This is a genomic window from Cryobacterium arcticum (assembly GCF_003185895.1).
GTDB classification, from domain to species: Bacteria; Actinomycetota; Actinomycetes; order Actinomycetales; family Microbacteriaceae; genus Cryobacterium; species Cryobacterium arcticum.
In genome coordinates this window covers 1,835,935-1,852,432 of the sequence record NZ_QHLY01000012.1, presented here as the reverse complement: position 1 = coordinate 1,852,432, position 16,498 = coordinate 1,835,935, and the positions used below count along the sequence as shown (strand labels likewise).

Annotated in this window: 15 protein-coding genes; 10 read left to right on the top strand and 5 right to left on the bottom strand. The window is 69.5% G+C overall.

Features of this window, described 5'->3' with window-relative positions; translation table 11 throughout:
• The first annotated feature begins 311 nt into the window (after positions 1-311).
• Both CTB96_RS18485 and CTB96_RS18480 read left to right on the top strand, forming a co-directional pair.
• Positions 312-2,162: an ABC transporter ATP-binding protein gene (locus CTB96_RS18485; RefSeq protein ID WP_110128242.1), complete on the top strand. Its 1,851-nt coding sequence runs from the start codon at positions 312-314 to the stop codon at positions 2,160-2,162.
• Positions 2,159-3,964, top strand: coding sequence for an ABC transporter ATP-binding protein (locus tag CTB96_RS18480; RefSeq protein WP_110128241.1), 1,806 nt, complete (start codon positions 2,159-2,161; stop codon positions 3,962-3,964). The genes CTB96_RS18485 and CTB96_RS18480 overlap by 4 nt, the downstream gene beginning before the upstream one ends.
• Before the next feature lie 70 nt (positions 3,965-4,034).
• Here CTB96_RS18480 and CTB96_RS18475 read toward each other — a convergent pair whose 3' ends face one another.
• Positions 4,035-4,397: a cupin domain-containing protein gene (locus CTB96_RS18475; protein ID WP_110128240.1), complete on the bottom strand. Its 363-nt coding sequence runs from the start codon at positions 4,395-4,397 to the stop codon at positions 4,035-4,037.
• 344 nt (positions 4,398-4,741) lie between these two features.
• Between CTB96_RS18475 and CTB96_RS18470 the strand changes: the two genes are divergently transcribed.
• Positions 4,742-5,986, top strand: coding sequence for an NAD(P)/FAD-dependent oxidoreductase (locus CTB96_RS18470; protein WP_110128239.1), 1,245 nt, complete (start codon positions 4,742-4,744; stop codon positions 5,984-5,986).
• Between the two features lies 1 nt (position 5,987).
• Here CTB96_RS18470 and CTB96_RS18465 read toward each other — a convergent pair whose 3' ends face one another.
• Positions 5,988-6,308, bottom strand: coding sequence for an MGMT family protein (locus tag CTB96_RS18465; RefSeq protein ID WP_110128238.1), 321 nt, complete (start codon positions 6,306-6,308; stop codon positions 5,988-5,990).
• A gap of 7 nt (positions 6,309-6,315) precedes the next feature.
• Positions 6,316-6,768 (bottom strand): GNAT family N-acetyltransferase, encoded by a 453-nt coding sequence (locus CTB96_RS18460; RefSeq protein WP_110128237.1) that lies wholly within the window; start codon positions 6,766-6,768, stop codon positions 6,316-6,318.
• Positions 6,769-6,922: 154 nt separating this feature from the next.
• Between CTB96_RS18460 and CTB96_RS18455 the strand changes: the two genes are divergently transcribed.
• The 5 genes from CTB96_RS18455 to CTB96_RS18435 all read left to right on the top strand — a co-directional run bounded on the left by CTB96_RS18455 (position 6,923) and on the right by CTB96_RS18435 (position 12,814).
• Positions 6,923-8,137, top strand: coding sequence for an NADP-dependent isocitrate dehydrogenase (locus tag CTB96_RS18455; protein WP_110128236.1), 1,215 nt, complete (start codon positions 6,923-6,925; stop codon positions 8,135-8,137).
• Positions 8,138-8,249: 112 nt separating this feature from the next.
• Positions 8,250-10,148 carry a heavy metal translocating P-type ATPase gene (locus tag CTB96_RS18450; protein WP_110128235.1) on the top strand — a complete coding sequence of 633 codons (1,899 nt, stop codon included), beginning with the start codon at positions 8,250-8,252 and terminating at the stop codon, positions 10,146-10,148.
• A 24-nt stretch (positions 10,149-10,172) separates the two neighbouring features.
• Positions 10,173-11,441, top strand: a complete 1,269-nt coding sequence (locus CTB96_RS18445; RefSeq protein WP_110128234.1) for an MFS transporter — start codon at positions 10,173-10,175, stop codon at positions 11,439-11,441.
• 64 nt (positions 11,442-11,505) lie between these two features.
• Positions 11,506-12,366 carry a helix-turn-helix domain-containing protein gene (locus CTB96_RS18440; RefSeq protein ID WP_110128233.1) on the top strand — a complete coding sequence of 287 codons (861 nt, stop codon included), beginning with the start codon at positions 11,506-11,508 and terminating at the stop codon, positions 12,364-12,366.
• Positions 12,367-12,421: 55 nt separating this feature from the next.
• On the top strand, positions 12,422-12,814 hold the full coding sequence (locus CTB96_RS18435; RefSeq protein WP_110128232.1) for a DUF1761 domain-containing protein: 393 nt from the start codon (positions 12,422-12,424) through the stop codon (positions 12,812-12,814).
• Between the two features lie 4 nt (positions 12,815-12,818).
• Here the strand turns inward: CTB96_RS18435 and CTB96_RS18430 are convergent, their stop codons facing one another.
• Both CTB96_RS18430 and purU read right to left on the bottom strand, forming a co-directional pair.
• A complete protein-coding gene (locus tag CTB96_RS18430) occupies positions 12,819-13,178 on the bottom strand; it encodes a YrdB family protein (protein ID WP_110128231.1) in 360 nt (119 codons plus the stop codon).
• 21 nt (positions 13,179-13,199) lie between these two features.
• Positions 13,200-14,075: a formyltetrahydrofolate deformylase gene (gene purU, locus CTB96_RS18425; protein WP_110128230.1), complete on the bottom strand. Its 876-nt coding sequence runs from the start codon at positions 14,073-14,075 to the stop codon at positions 13,200-13,202.
• A 254-nt stretch (positions 14,076-14,329) separates the two neighbouring features.
• Here purU and CTB96_RS18420 point away from each other — a divergent pair, with 254 nt between their 5' ends.
• Together CTB96_RS18420 and CTB96_RS18415 are read left to right on the top strand one after the other, a co-directional pair.
• A complete protein-coding gene (locus tag CTB96_RS18420) occupies positions 14,330-14,761 on the top strand; it encodes a riboflavin kinase (protein ID WP_181397336.1) in 432 nt (143 codons plus the stop codon).
• Between the two features lie 403 nt (positions 14,762-15,164).
• Positions 15,165-16,430 carry an MFS transporter gene (locus CTB96_RS18415; protein ID WP_248283447.1) on the top strand — a complete coding sequence of 422 codons (1,266 nt, stop codon included), beginning with the start codon at positions 15,165-15,167 and terminating at the stop codon, positions 16,428-16,430.
• Positions 16,431-16,498 lie beyond the last annotated feature (68 nt).

Here is a 16,498-nt window from a genome sequence, read left to right as displayed (position 1 = left end):
AAGACGATGACACGACGCGCTCAGGAGGCCAACATGACACAGACAGCTCGCACCAGGATCGCACGCACTGCGACCGGCGCTGCCTCTGTTCCGGCGCTCCGATTCGCCTCCGCCTAGGCGCCCGGCCCGTCCACCTCAGACCCGCGAGTTCGCGGGCACACATCTCTCCCGGGCTTCTCGCCCATCGTAGGCGCGGTTCGCCGCCCTCACCCCGGTAGCCGACGGCCCCGCCACGGCCATGGCACCCACAGCAGTCATCATTCACCCCGAACGGCAGCACGCTGCCGCCTGGGCCCAGTCAGGAACGATTCATGACCACCACCGCACCACAGCATCCGCCCCACGTCGCGCCCGAACCCGTCGCGCGGCCCAACACTTTCCGCACTCTCCTGCGGCTCTACCCCTACGCCAAACCGGCCCTGCCGCGCATCGGCCTGGGCATGCTGTCGGCACTGCTCGCCTCCCTCGTGGCCCTGGCCATCCCGCAGGTGCTGCAGCGCCTGGTCGACGGCGCCCTCAGCGAGGGCGATACCGCCCCGATCTGGCCCGCCGTGCTGTTGGTGCTCGGTCTCGGTGTGCTCGAAGCCGGCATGATCGCCCTGCGCCGCTGGTTCGTGCTGGTGCCCGGTACCCACATCGAGTCCCGGATGCGCAACGCGCTCTACGCCCGGCTGCAGGACCTGCCCGTGACCTTCCACGACCGCTGGCCGAGCGGGCAGCTGCTCTCGCGCGCCATCAGCGACCTCAACATGATCCGCCGCTGGATCTCCTTCGGCCTGGTGCTTCTGGTGGTCAACTTCCTCACCATCCTCGCCGGCGTGGTGATCCTGGTGTCGATGAACTGGATCCTCGGCCTGATCTTCCTGGTCTGCTCGATCCCGATCTGGATCTACGGCTACGTCTTCGAGGAGAAGTACTCGGTGATCGCCCGGCGCAGCCAGGACCAGTCCGGCGACCTGGCGACCGCCGTGGAGGAATCCGTGCACGGCATCCGGGTGCTCAAGGCTTTCGGCCGCGGCAGCTTCGCGCTGAAAAGCTTCGCCAACCAGGCCGAAGAACTGCGAGGTACCGAAATCGAGAAGGCCCGCGCCATCGCCGGCATCTGGCTGTGGCTGCTGCTGGTGCCCGACGTGGCGTTCGCGCTCTGCCTGGTCTCCGGTGTCTGGCTAACCAGTCAGGGCCAGCTCAGCGTCGGTGAACTGGTGGCGTTCTTCGCCACCGCCACCGTGCTGCGCTTCCCGGTGGAGTCGATCGGGTTCCTGCTCTCGATGACCTTCGACACCCGCACCGCCACCGACAGGTTCTTCGACATCCTCGACACCCCGAACACCATCACCGACCCGCCGCGCCCGGTCACCATCACCAGCCCGCGCGGCCGGCTGGCGTTCGAGAACGTGCACTTCCGCTACGCGGACTCGCCCGAACGCTTCCCCGACCTGCTCGACGGGGTCGACCTCGAACTCGAACCCGGCGAGACCATGGCCCTGGTCGGCCTCACCGGCTCGGGCAAGTCCACCCTGACGGCGCTGACCACCCGGCTCTACGACGTGACGGATGGCTCGGTGACCCTCGATGGGGTCGACGTGCGGGCCCTGCGCCGCGATGAGCTGCGCCGCCACATCGCGATGGCGTTCGAAGACGCCACCCTGTTCTCGGCCTCCGTGCGGGAGAACGTGCTGCTGGGCCGGCCGGAGTTCGCCGAGCGCAGCCCGGAGGCCGACGCGGTGCTCGCCGAGGCGCTGGAGATCGCGCAGGCCGGGTTCGTGCACGACCTGCCCGACGGGGTCGACACCCTCGTCGGCGAGGAAGGCATGAGCCTCTCCGGTGGTCAGCGGCAGCGCGTGGCCCTGGCTCGCGCCGTCGCCGCCGCGCCGGCCGTGCTCGTGCTCGACGACCCGCTCTCAGCGCTCGACGTGAACACCGAATCCCTGGTGGAAGCGGCCCTGCGCCGGGTGCTCGCCTCGACCACGGCGCTGATCGTGGCGCACCGGCCGTCCACGGTGATGCTCGCCGACCGAGTGGCCCTGCTCGAAGCGGGCCGGATCACCGCGGTCGGCACGCACTCCGAACTGCTGGCCACGAGCCCGCACTACAAGTTCGTCATTTCCAGCCTGGAAGACGAAGAACGACGAGAGTCCCAGCGAGCGGAGGAAGCACTGTGAGTGTCACCGGCGTCGAAGGCGAAGAACGCGTCGACTACACCAAGGCGGAGAGCGCCCAGATCCGCCGCCGTTCGCTGCGCCTGCTCGGCTCGCTGTTGTTCCCGGTGCGCTGGTCGGTGGTCGTGGCAATGCTCGTGGTCGTGGTGTCCACCGCCGCCCAGGTGGCCGGACCCGCGCTGATCGCCTACGGCATCGACAAGGGCCTGCCCGCCCTGCTCCAGCAGGACTGGGTGCCGCTGGCCGCGACCGGTGTCGTCTACCTGGTCGCCGGTATCACCGGGGCCCTCCTGATCGCCTGGTACACCGTGCTGTCCGCCCGGATCAGCCAGGCCGTGCTGATCGACCTGCGCAAGCGGGTGTTCCTGCAGACCCAGCGGCTCAGCCTCGAATTCCACGAGTCGTACACCTCCGGGCGCATCATCTCCCGGCAGACCAGCGACCTGGATGCGATCCGCGAACTGCTCGACTCCGGCATCAACCAGCTCGTGCAGGGTCTGCTCTACATGGTGTTCACCGCCATCGCGCTGGTGACCCTCGACGGGGTGAGCGGGCTGGTGCTGCTGGTCGCGCTCGTGCCGCTGCTCGCGCTCACCCGCTGGTTCCAGGTGCGCTCGCAGCACCTGTTCCGCCAGTCCCGCACGGCCTCGGCCAGCCTGATCGTGCAGTTCGTCGAGACCATGACCGGCATCCGCGCGGTCAAGGCGTTCCGCACCGAGCCGCGCAACGAGCGGGTCTTCGGCAAGCTCGTCGAGACCTACCGGCTGGTCAACGCCAGGGTCATCCAGCTGTTCGGGGTTTTCGACCCCGGCCTGATCCTGATCGGCAACGTCACCGTCGCCGCCGTGCTCCTGGTCGGCGGCTTCCGCGTGGCCGACGGCTCGCTGGCGATCGGCGCGCTGCTCGCCGCGCTGCTGTACACCCGTCGGTTCTTCGACCCGATGGAGGAGATGGCGATGTTCTACAACTCCTACCAGTCCGCCGCGGCCGCGCTGGAGAAGATCTCCGGGGTGCTCGAGGAGCAGCCCGGCGTGCCCGACCCGGTCAAGCCGGTGGACCTGTGGACGTCGAAGGGCGCCGTACAGTTCGACCGGGTGCAATTCGAGTACCAGGCCGACCGGGTCATCCTGCCGTACTTCGACCTCACCCTCGAACCCGGGCAGACCATTGCCCTGGTCGGGTCGACCGGCGCGGGCAAGTCGACGCTGGCGAAGCTGATCTCCCGGTTCTACGACCCCTCGCACGGCCGGGTGCTGCTCGACGGCGTCGATCTGCGCGACCTGCACCCGAAGGACCTGCGCCGGGCCATCGTCATGGTCACCCAGGAGGCCTACCTGTTCAGCGGCAGCGTCGCCGACAACATCGCGATCGGCAAGCCCGGAGCAAGCAGGTCGGAGATCGAAGCGGCCGCCCGGGCGGTGGGAGCGCACGAGTTCATCGAGGGGCTGCCCGGCGGCTACGACACCGACGTGAACAAGCGCGGCGGCCGGGTCTCGGCCGGGCAGCGCCAGCTGATCTCCTTCGCGCGGGCGTTCCTGGCCGACCCGGCGGTGCTGATCCTCGACGAGGCCACCTCGTCGCTCGACATCCCCAGCGAACGGTTGGTGCAGGAGGCGTTGCAGACGCTGCTCAGCGACCGTACCGCGGTGATCATCGCGCACCGGTTGTCGACCGTGGCGATCGCCGACCGGGTGCTGGTGATGGAGAACGGCGTGATCGTGGAGGACGGCACGCCCGACATGCTCATCTCGGGCACCGGCCGGTTCTCGCGCCTGCACGCCGCCTGGCGGGAATCCCTGGTCTGACCCCCTCGCGAGCCGTGAGCTAAGCCCCAGAATCCTGCGATTTTGGGTGCTTGTCTCACGGCTCGAAGGGCTAGCTGGGGCCCAGAGGAGACGCATCCGGCTCGAGCGGGGGAGCCTTGAGCTCGACGAAGATCGCCCGGGTGGGGGTGTCGCCGGTGTTCTCGCCGGAATGGCTCTGCGCGGGCAGCCAGCGGGCTTCCCCGGCCTCCAATACCGCGTCGAACACCCGGTCGTCGACCGAGAGCCGGCGCCGGAACGCGCCCAGGGTGACCATCACGCTGTCCGGATGCCGGTGCGGCGTGGTCTCATCGCCCGGCTCATCGCGGTATTCGAGCACCCGCACCCGTTCGTTGTCGAACAACACCCGGTAGTGCTCCGGGTTGGTGCTCACCGGGTCGACGAAATCCTCGTTGGCGTTCTCTGGCGCATCCATGCGGGCACCCTACTCCTGCCGCGAACCGTGAGCTAAGCCCCAGAATCCGGGAACTTTCGGGGCTTTGCTCACGGTTCGCGGAGGGGGGAGGGAAATCCTCGCGACCGGTTGGTTTTCGGGCCCCGATGTGGCATTTTTCGGCGCTTTGAGTCCGCCGTGTTTCAGGCATGTCAAGGGCTTCGAACCACTCGCCGGGAACCCGCCCGGCGCGCTTGACACGCCCCGGGCCGCGAGTGAATCTGGGCTGAACAGAACATCACACGCCCACGAATGAGAACACTCTCGTTCCCGTACCGGCGCCGGGTCCCCACCCGGCGACCAGTCTGATCGGGGGATCACACAGCATGGATTCAGTCACCATCGTGGGCGCGGGGGTGGTCGGCTACGCCAGTGCCGCCGCTCTGCGCGCACACGGCTTCACCGGCCGCATCACCGTGGTCGGCGGCGAACGGCACCGCCCTTACGACCGGCCGCCGCTCGGCCGTGGCTTCCTCACCGGGCAGACCACGATCGGCGAACTGGCTCTCGAGTCGCCCACCGAGGATCTCGACGTGCACTGGCAGCTGGGCGTGGCCGCGGCGGGCCTCGACCCGGCTACGCATCGGGTGACCCTGGTCAACGGTCGCACCATCGACGCCGACGCTGTCGTGATCGCCACCGGTTCGGCTGCCCGCCGGTTCGAGAACATGCCCCGCGGGGTGCACACCCTGCGTACGGTGGAGGACGCGCTCGCCCTGCGGGAAGAGCTGCTGCCCGGCGGCCGTATGGTCGTGGTCGGGTCCGGCGTCGTGGGTCTCGAGGTGGCATCGACCGCGCGGGAACTGGGCATGGACGTGACCGTGATCGGCAGCACGACGGATGCGCTCTGCAGCGCCTTCGGCCGCACCGTCGCCGATGCGGTGCACCGGCTGCACGCCCTGGCCGGCACCGAGGTGCGCACCGACCTGCGCGTGGCCGAACTGATCGGCCCAGGCTGGGTGTCCGGCGTGCGCCTGACCACCGGCGAGGAGATCGGCGCCGATGTGGTGCTGCTCGACATCGGGTCGGTGCCGCTGGTCGGCTGGCTCGGCGATTCCGGTCTCGACCTGCGCGGCGGGGTGGTGTGCGACGAGGTGGGAGCCACCGGCGTACCCGGGGTGGTCGCTGTCGGCGACTGCGCTGCCTGGCTCGACCCGGTGACCGGCGAGCACCGCCGGATCGAGCACTGGAGCGACACCCGCAACCGCCCGGCGATCGCCATGGCGGCGCTGCTCGGCGATCCCGCCGGCGGTCCGCAGCGGCCCAGCCGGCTCGCCTCGGAGCAGGGCGGCAAGCGCCTGCAATTCGCCGGCCGGGTGCACGGCGGCGAGGACGCGACGGTGGAGGCCGGCAGCGTGGACACCAATGATCTGCTCACCGTCTACCGCCGGGGCGGCCGCCCGGTGGCGGTGCTGGGCATCGATCAGCCGGTGCTCGTGAAGGAATGGCAGGGCCGGCTGGCCGGGGCCGAGGCGGCTGCACCGAACGCGGCCACGCCGAGCCCAGAGGCACCGACCGCCGACACTCAGTCCGAGGTGGGCAAGCCCGAACTGGCGGTGCCGCAGGCGTGACTCAGGGGCGCCAGCGGGCCCGGCCGAGGTCGACCCGGTAGGCGCCCTCCGGCTGCGCCGGGGTCACCAATGGTGTCTGTTCGGCCCGGTAGTGCTCGAGGGCCCGGGCCTCATGGCCGATCGGCGGATGCCCGCCGGCCCGGATCACCCGCCACCACGGCGCATCCGCCCCGAACTGGGCCATCACCTGACCCACCACGCGGGCGGCCCGGGATCCCAGGGTGGCGGCCACGTCGCCGTAGGTCATCACCCGGCCGGACGGGATGGCATCGACGATATCGAGCACCGCGGCGACGAAGGCGCTGTTCGGGGACTGGCGCATGAGCCGGTTAGAGCGTGAGCGCGCCGATGACCTCGCCGAATTGGGTCTCGCCGATGTCGACGAAGCCGATGCGGTGGAAGAACGCCTCTGGGCCGTCTTCGCCGGGCTCCCAGATCACGGTGATCCGCTCGAAGCCGCGGTGGCGGGCTTCCTCGGCGAGGGCGTCTGCGGCGAACTTGCCCACACCCATGCCCTGCGCCTCCGCGTCGACGTTGATGCGCCAGATGCAGGCCCGGAATTCTTCCTGCGGGGAATCGGGGTCGAAGTTGCCGTGGATGAACCCGGCGACCTCGCCGTCGAGCAGCACCACCCGTTGCCAGGCTGTGTTGGGGTTGATCACGGATGCCGCGACCGAGTACGAGACCGGCGCAATGAATTGCTCCTGACCGGGCTTGAGGCTCAGGCTGTTGGCCGCGACGATGTTGCGTGCGGACAGGTCTTCGAGTCGCAGTTCAGGCATACCCCAAGGCTATCGCCCGGTCGCGGCCGCTGATAGTCGGAACATAGGGGGACAGCGCGGCCGGCCCGGCCAACTCTCTCGATGTCGAGACAGTTAGGCTCCTCGGCTAGGATTGTTCACGGCCACCATGCCCCGACTCACTGAGGAGAATCCATTGTCGAAGATCAAGGTTGCAGGTACTGTCGTCGAGCTGGACGGGGACGAGATGACCCGCATCATCTGGCAGGCCATCAAGGACTCCCTGATTCACCCGTACCTCGACATCGACCTCGAGTACTATGACCTCTCGATCCAGAAGCGGGACGAGACCGACGACCAGATCACGATCGACGCTGCCCACGCCATCCAGAAGCACGGCGTCGGCGTGAAGTGCGCCACCATCACGCCCGACGAGGCTCGGGTCGAGGAATTCGGCCTGAAGAAGATGTGGGCATCGCCCAACGGCACCATCCGCAACATCCTCGGCGGCACCATCTTCCGTGAGCCGATCATCATCTCCAACATCCCGCGCCTGGTGCCGGGCTGGAACAAGCCGATCATCATCGGCCGCCACGCCTTCGGCGACCAGTACCGCGCCACCAACTTCCGCTTCGAGGGCGAAGGCACCCTCACCATGACCTTCACCCCGAAGGACGGCGGCGACCCGCAGCAGTTCGAGGTCTTCCAGGCCCCGGGCAGCGGCGTGGCGATGGGCATGTACAACCTGGACAAGTCGATCATCGACTTCGCCCGCGCCTCGCTGAACTACGGCCTCGAACGCAACTACCCGGTCTACCTGTCGACCAAGAACACCATCCTCAAGGCCTACGACGGCCGCTTCAAGGACATCTTTCAGGAGATCTTCGACACCGAGTTCAAGGACCGCTTCGAGGCCGCCGGCCTCACCTACGAGCACCGCCTGATCGACGACATGGTCGCATCCGCGATGAAGTGGGAGGGCGGCTACGTCTGGGCCTGCAAGAACTACGACGGCGACGTGCAGTCCGACACCGTGGCGCAGGGCTTCGGTTCGCTCGGCCTGATGACCAGCGTGCTCTCCACCCCCGACGGCAGTGTCGTCGAGGCCGAGGCCGCGCACGGCACCGTGACCCGGCACTACCGCCAGCACCAGCAGGGCAAGCCCACCTCGACCAACCCGATCGCGTCGATCTACGCCTGGACCCGGGGCCTGTCGCACCGCGCCAAGCTCGATGAGAACCCGGCGCTCGCGGAATTCGCGCACACCCTCGAAGACGTGGTCGTGAAGACGGTCGAGAGCGGCAAGATGACCAAGGACCTCGCCCTGCTCGTAGGCCCGGACCAGGGTTACCTCACCACCGAGGAGTTCCTGGCCGCGATCAGCGACAACCTGTCGACCCGCCTGGCCTGACCCTTCGTCTTCCGGCAACGGGCCCCGACCTTTCCGGTCGGGGCCCGTTTTCGTGTCGGGCCGGATTCCCCGGTTGCTGGCGCCGACCCTGCCGCGAGGCGAGAATGGAGCCATGTCGACACTCCGCGGCGCGGCCCTCCGGTTCCCGCTTCTCGCCGCCACGCTGCTAGTGGGCCTGACCGGGCTGCTGCTGTGGGCGGTGGGCCTGCCGGTGGCCGTGCAGTGGCTATTCTCCGGGTTCGGCGTGATCGTGGTGGTGATCGAGGGCGTTGCCATGGTGCGGCGGATGCGTGCCGGCACCGTCGGCCTCGATGTGCTCGCGATCCTGGCGATCATCGCGACGATCCTCGTCGGCGAGTACGTCGCCACCCTGATCATCGTGTTGATGCTGGCCGGCGGGGCAGCCCTGGAGGACTACGCGGACGGGCGGGCGAAACGTGAACTCACCGCCCTGCTCGCCCGCGCTCCGCAGATCGCGCACCGCATCCCCGCCGGCGACGACGAAGCCGAAGACATCCCCGCCACCCAGGTGCAGGTCGGCGACCTGCTGCTGGTGCGCCCGGCCGAAATCGTGCCCGTCGACGGGACCCTGGTCTCGGAGTCCGCCGCCTTCGACGAGGCGTCGCTCACCGGGGAGAGCCTGCCCGTGGAACACCGGGCCGGCGACACGGTGCTCAGCGGGTCGGTCAACGGGCAGGGCGCCGTCACCATTCGCGCCTCGGCCCTGGCCGTGGACAGCCAGTACCAGCAGATCGTGGCGCTGGTGGCCGAGGCGGCGGCCAGCAAGGCGCCGGTCGTGCGGCTCGCCGACCGGTACGCGGTGCCGTTCACCGCTGTGGCCCTGGTCATCGCCGGTGCTGCCTGGTTCGTCTCCGGCGACCCGGTGCGGTTCGCCGAGGTGCTCGTCGTCGCCACGCCGTGCCCGTTACTGTTGGCCGCTCCGGTGGCGTTCCTGGGCGGGATGAGCCGGGCGGCGCGCAACGGCATCATCGTCAAAGGCGGCGGGGTACTGGAGACACTCGGCCGAGCCAGGACCGTGGTCTTCGACAAGACCGGCACCCTCACCTATGGCATGCCCAGCATCAACCGGATCCTGCCCGAGAACGGGTTCGATGCCGACGAGGTGCTCGGCCTGGCCGCATCGGCCGAGCAGTACTCCTCGCACGTGCTCGCGGCATCCGTGCTGGCGGCCGCCCAGACCCGCGGGCTCGACCTGCAGAGCACAGAGACCGCGACGGAGGTGCCCGCGCACGGGGTCACCGCCCGGTTCGGCAGCCGCGAGGTGGTGGTGGGCAAGCTCTCATTCGTCTCCGAGCGCGCACCCGACGCGTACCCGGCCGACCTGGCCGGGGGTGAACTCGCCATCTACCTGGCCGTCGACGGCGAGTATGCCGTATGCATCGTCGCCAGTGACCAGGTGCGCGACAACGCGGCCGCCACAGTGGCCGCCTTCGACCGTCTGGGAGTGCACGAGTCGGTGATGCTCACCGGCGATGCCCGCCCCACGGCGAACCACGTGGCCCGGCAGGTGGGCATCACCCGGGTTCGGGCGGAATGCCTGCCGGCCGACAAGGTGGCCGCCGTCGGCGCCATCCGCGAGCGGCCGGTGATCATGGTCGGCGACGGTGTCAATGACGCGCCCGTGCTGGCCGCGGCCGATGTGGGCATCGCGATGGGCGCCAGGGGTTCCACCGCCGCCAGCGAATCCGCGGACGCGGTGATTTTGCTCGACGACCTGTCCCGGGCGGCGCGGGCGGCGGCCATCGGCCGGGACACGACCCGCATCGCCCTGCAGAGCATCTGGTTGGGCATCGGGCTGAGCGTCGCGCTGATGATCGTGGCCGCGTTCGGGGTCATCCCCGCCACGGTGGGGGCACTGCTGCAGGAACTCGTGGATCTCGCGACCATCCTGAACGCGCTGCGGGCGATCGGCGGTCGGAAGGACGTGCGCGGCCGCGGGGTGGCCGCGCGAATTCCGCTGGCGCCGCGCCCGCAGCCGGCCAGGAGCTAACCCCCGACGGCCTAATCTAAAAGGATGCGACGCATCCGTAGACCGTTCGGCTCTCCCTCCAGCCGACCGGCGAACGAACCGCGGCTGGGCCGGGACGTCTACGTGCTCGGGGTGATCGCGTTCTTCGTGATGGTCGGCTTCGGCGTGGTGGTGCCGGTGCTGCCGGTCTACGTGAAGAGCTTCGGCGTGGGCAACCTCGAGATCGGCGCCGTGGTGTCGGCGTTCGCGCTGATGCGTTTTCTCGCCAGCCCGGTCTGCGGCAAGCTCATCGACTGGGCCGGGGAACGCACCATCCTGGCGGTGGGCATCGGTATCGTCGCCGTCTCCAGCGGGCTGGTCGGCCTGGCCGGCAGCTACCCGCAGCTGTTACTGCTGCGCGGCGCCGGCGGCATCGGCTCGGCGATGTTCTCGGTGGCGGCGATGACGCTGCTGCTGCGCTCCGCCGCCCCTGGCATCCGGGGACGCGCGGTCGGTTTCTACCAGGGCGGCTTCCTCATCGGCGGCATGGCCGGGCCGGCGATCGGCGGACTGCTCGCCACCATCTCACTGACCGCTCCGTTCTTCTTCTACGCCGGCACCCTGGCGGTGGCCGGCGTCATCGGCCTCGTGCTGCTGCAGCCGGCTACCCGTGTCGCGGCCGGCGGTGCCGGTGCGGCCGTACCGTTGCTGCCCCTTCGCACCGTGCTGCGGGACCCCCGGTTCCGGGCCGCCTGCCTGGCGAACTTCTCCCAGGGCTGGTCGTCCTTCGGGGTGCGTGGCGCGCTCGTGCCGGTACTCGTGGTCGAGGTGCTCAAGGGTCCGAGCGCCTGGACCGGCATCGCTTTCGCGATCGCCGCCGTGGCGCAGGCCCTGGCCCTGGCGCCCGCCTCGCGGTTCGTCGACACCGTCGGCCGCAAACCCGCCATCATCGGCGCGTTCCTGGTGGCGGCCGTCACCATCACCGTGATCCCGTTCGCCCCCAACATCTGGCTGCTCACCGGGCTGCTCTGCGTCTACGGGGTGGCCGCGGCGTTCATGGGCACCGCGCCGGCGGCCTCCGTGGGAGACTCGGCCGGCTCCGCGGGCGGACGCCCGGTGGCGATCTTCTCGATGTTCTCCGACTTCGGCGCCATCGTCGGTCCGCTCGTGGCCGGCTTCCTGGCCGATTCGGTCTCCTACCCGGCCGCGTTCCTGCTCGGCGGGCTGCTCTTCCTGGCCACCTCGCTCTACGCCACCCGGATGCCCGGCGGCCTGCCCGCCCAGCCCGCGCCCGAGCTGCCCGCGGCGTCCACCGCCGACCCCGACGCCCGCTGACGCCGGCTCCGGGAGCCGTCCGGCCGGAGTAGCCGCGGGGCGGCGGCGGTTCTACGGTGGGGCCATGGACTACCTCGAGGTGCCCGTTCCGGCCGACCTGACTCCGGAAGTACAACGGCTGTGGTACCTCGAGCAGTCCGCCGAACAGCGTTACGAACGCATCTTCCCGCAGCCCGCCCTGCACCTGATCCTCAACCTCTCCGACCCGTACCGGCTCTTCGACGTGCAGACCGGCGCCGTGCGGGTGCTGCGGGCGGGGTTCCTCTCCGGTCTGCAACCGCGCTACCTGATGAGCCAAAGCCCACCCGCCATCCGTCACGTCGCCGCCGAACTGGCCCCGTTCGCGGCCGCCCGGTTTCTCGACCTGCCCGCCTCCGACCTCACCGGCACTGTGCGGGAGAGCCAGAACCTGCTCGGCGACACCGACGCGCTGCGGGCAGCCGCGCTCGGCGCCACCGACCCGGCCGCGGCGGTGAAGGTGCTGATCGCGCACCTGCGCGCCCAGCGCCGCGCCGGTGCGGCACCGCCGGCCGTCGTGCGGGCCTGGGCGGCCATCCATCACAACCCGGATGCGCCGATCCCCGAGATCGCGGCGCTCGCCGGCACGAGCCACCACCGGTTGATCGACGAGTTCCGCACCTGGTGCGGGGTGACCCCCAAGGCCTACGCCGACATCGTGCGGTTCCGCCAGTTTCTCGCCGCCCTGCCGTTGCAGGGACCGATGCCCACCTGGGCCGACCTGGTGGCCGCATCCGGTTACTACGACCAACCGCACTTCATCCGGGTGTTCCGGGCGTTCACCGGGTTCTCGCCCAGCCGGTATGTGGAGATCGTGGCCCGGTACGGCCCCGACTACGCGGCGTTCGTGCCGCTCGAGGCGCTCGAGGGGGTGCCGGAATTTTCTACAAGGCCGAACGCGAACTGAGCCTTAGCGTGGTGCTGTTCCGGACCGGCCGGAACCCACGGGCTCGGGAGCAGACATGGACGTGTCATTCAACTGGCTGGCGATCGCGCTGGCCGCGGTCTCGTCGTTCGTCATCGGCGGGCTCTGGTACTCGGTGCTCTTCGCCCGGCCCTGGCAACGCACGGCGGGCGTCACCGACGAACAGCTGAAGACCGGTGTGGCCCGGGTCTTCGGCGGTTCGCTGATCCTGGCGATCGTGATGGCGATCAGCCTGGCCGCGTTCATCGGTTCGAACGGGGTGGGGTTCGGTCTCTTCGCCGGTTTCGCCACCGGCTTGACCTTCGTGGCCGCCGCGTTCGGGGTGAACTACCTGTTCGAACGCAGAAGTCCGGTGCTGTTCGCGATCAACGGGTCGTACAACGTGGTCTCGTTCACGGTGATGGGCGCCATCATCGGCGCCCTGCAGTGACCGGCTAGTTGCTGAGCTTTTTGCGGCCGGAGAGCACGCCGCTGACCGTGGCGATGATGGCGAAGACGCCGGCCACGATCGGCTGGCCGAGGTCCCACCAGGCGAGCGCGGCGGCGCCGAAGACGAAGATCTCCACGATGGCCTTGCCGAACGGGTCGAGCTTGAACACAGCCTTGGGGGAGCGGAACAGCGCCCAGACCAGGATCGCGAACGCCGGCGCGAGAATACCCACCAGCACTCCCGGCCACGGCAGCGGCCAGGCCAGGAACCCCCAGAGCGCCAGGCTCACGAAGGCGAAAAGCTCAAGCAGAAAGCGCAGGATGTCGTTGGCGCCGATGGTCGGCGCGGCGGGAGTGTCGTTCACCTGCCAATCCTACCGACCGGCCTACTTGAAGATGATGGTGCGGGCGCCGTCGAGCAGCACCCGGTTCTCGGCGAACCACTTCACCGCCTGGGTGAGGGTGCGGCTCTCCTCGTCCTGACCGATCGCCACGAGCTCGCTCGGGTTGCGGGAATGGTCGACCCGCACCACGTTCTGTTCGATGATCGGGCCCTCATCGAGGTCGCTGGTCACGAAGTGCGCGGTGGCGCCGATCAGCTTCACACCGCGGGCATGCGCCTGCTTGTAGGGGTTCGCGCCCTTGAAGCCGGGCAGGAAGGAGTGGTGGATGTTGATGGCCCGGCCGGTGAGGTACGCGCAGAGTTCGGGGGAGAGGATCTGCATGTACCGGGCGAGCACCACCAGTTCGATGTCGTGCTCCTCGACCGCCTCGACCACGCGCGCCTCGAAGGCGGCCTTGCTGGCGGCATCCGTGATCGGCAGCGACTCGAACGGCACCCCGTAGAACCCGACCAGGTCGCGCAGGGTGCCGTGGTTGCTGAGCACCAACGGCACCTCGACGGCGAGCTGGCCGCCGCGGTGGCGGAAGAGCAGGTCGTTGACGCAGTGGCCGGCGGTGGAGGCGAGCACCAGGGTGCGCAGCGGGCGGCCGACGACGTCGATGACCGAGGTCATGGCGTAGCGCTCGATGATCGGGTCGAGCGCGGCCTGCAGTTCGTCGCGGTCGGCGGGGGACTCCACCTGCAGGCGGATGAAGAACCGGCCGGTGTCGGCGCTGGAGAACTGCTGGCTCTCGGTGATGTTGCCGCGGGCCTCGACGATGGCACCGCTGACGGCGTGCACAATGCCGGGCTGGTCGGGGCAGACGAGGGTGACGACCAGGTGGTGGTGGTGCGCTGGCGTCGGAATGCTGGGGTTCATCGCACCAGATTACCCGGCCACGGCCGCCTCGATGCCGGGCACGCGCCCCGCCCGGCCGTCGGGGCGGGCACCGCCAAACGGCGCGACTGGCGTTATGCCCGGTGAACCGCCCGTGGGGGTGGCGCGTAAAGCGGCGCAATAATCCGGCAACGTTGTGGTCGCCCGGCTGAAACCACTGGATGCTGGAATAGACACCAGGCAGCCAGACTGCCCCAGTTCCTGGAATGAAGCGACGCGGAAGGCAGACACCCACGATGACCGAAGCACACCTGCGGGCCCTCGACACCCGGCCGACGACCATCACCGGTACGGTCATCCACGGTAACGCCTGGGGCCGGGTGATCGGTTTCCCCACCGCGAACATCGAGGTGCCCGGGCTGATGGCGCACTCCGGCATCTGGGCGGCGATCGTGCACGGCGACTCCCTCCCGGCGGAGGGCGTGCTGGCCGCGGTCTCGGTGGGCACTCGCCCCACCTACTACGGTGACGCCGGCTTCCCGCTGCTCGAAGCGCACCTGCTCGACTTCGCCGAGGACCTCTATGACCAGGTGCTTTCGGTGGACCTGCGCCTGTTCCTGCGCGCGGAGGTCGCGTTCGTCGACACTCCGGCCCTAGTCGACCAGCTCGCCATCGACGTGCAGAACACCCGCGACTGGTTCGCCGCCGGGGCCCGCGCCGCGGCCTGATCAACGCATTCGGGAGCGACTGACACCGTGCACTGGAAACAACGGGCCGCTCCCGGCCAGAGGCCAGCGGTCAAACGGGAACCCGCGTCACGGCGCACCGAACGGCAGAGCCGGCGGGAGGATGCCGTACTCGCCGGTTTGCGCGAATTGCGAGGCCGGTGCGGGCAGACGGCCCTGACGCATCAAGCGCTCGCCGAGCAGTGCGGTCTGCCGGTCGGCTGGTTGCGGTGGGCGTACCCCTCACTCGAGGACTTATCCGGCTAGGCTGGTGCATGGTCGGCGGAACGCGCGCGGCCCCGGGCGCGCACGTCGGCGCGCACCGCTTGAAGAACCCCATGCAGCCAGGCCGGAATCCTCGCCGGCGCTGCGGGCAAGCGGATCCAGTCTGTGAGCCACAGCACCCATGTCATTTACCGCGCCCATCTCGCTGCCGTCGACCGGCATGCCCCGTCCAGATCAGAAGGCACCATCCGGCCCGTTCCCGTGGATCGGGCTGATCGCCCTCTCCGCCGCCGTCTTCCTCTCCGTCACCTCCGAAATGCTGCCCACCGGGCTGCTGCCCGAGATGAGCACCTCCCTCGGGGTCAGCCAGGCCGACGTCGGCCTGCTGGTGTCGTGGTTCGCGTTCACCGTGGTGATCACCAGCACTCCGCTTGCGCTGCTCACCAAGCGGATGCCGCGGCACGGCCTCATCGTGATGGTGCTCGTCGTGTTCGCCCTGAGCAACGTGCTCACCGCCTTCGCCCCCGACTACACCTTCGTCGTGGTCTCTCGGGTGATCGGCGGGCTGGCGCACGGACTGTTCTGGGGTGTCGTCGGCGCTTACTCCGCCCACCTGGTGCCCAAGGACCAGATCGCCCGCGCCGTGTCGATCACCATCGCCGGCGGCACCCTGGCGTTCGTGTTCGGGGTGCCGCTGGGCACCTTCGCCGGCCACCTGCTCGGCTGGCGGATGTCGTTCATCGTGCTGGCCGGGCTGATGCTCGTCGGCGCTGTGGTGATCTGGCGGTTCCTGCCCAGGGTCGAGCACTACACCGCGAAGCGCACCGAAGCCGTCACCACCGCGACCGGCACCATCACCATGGTCAAGCTGCCCCGCGACCCCACCATCGGCCCGGTCGCGCTGGTCTGCGTGATCACGGCGCTGACGATGATCGGGCACTACACCTTCTACACCTACATCGCCCCGTTCCTCAGCGACACCCTCGCGGTCGGCAGCGACGCCGTTGCCCCGCTGCTCTTCGCCTACGGCATCGCCGGGGCCGCCGGACTGTTCATCAGCGGCGCGGTGTTCAGCAAGCGGCCGCAGCTCGGCCTGGTGCTCGGCCTGGCCGTCACCGCGGTGAGCGTGAGCGTGCTCGCCGTCTCGACCCAGACCCTGCCGGTCGCGATCGCGGCCTTCCTGGTCTGGGGCCTGGCATTCGGCTCGTTCCCGCCGCTGCTGCAGACCCGGTTGCTGCACACGGCGTCGGTGCGCATCCGCGACACCGCCAGCGCGGTCTACACCACCGCGTTCAACATCGGTATCGGCCTGGGCGCCTTCGTCGGCGCGTTTCTCCTCGACCGGGTGGGGCTGGGCACGGTGCCGTTCGTCTACGTTGGCATCATCCTGGTGGCGCTGGTCCTGGTGCTGGCCAGCGACCTCGTCATCCGCCGCCGCCGGGCCTGACCCGCGAACTGTTGCCGAAGCGGACTTCTGCGCCCGGCGCACCGGCCGCAGATGTCCGCTCGGGGAAC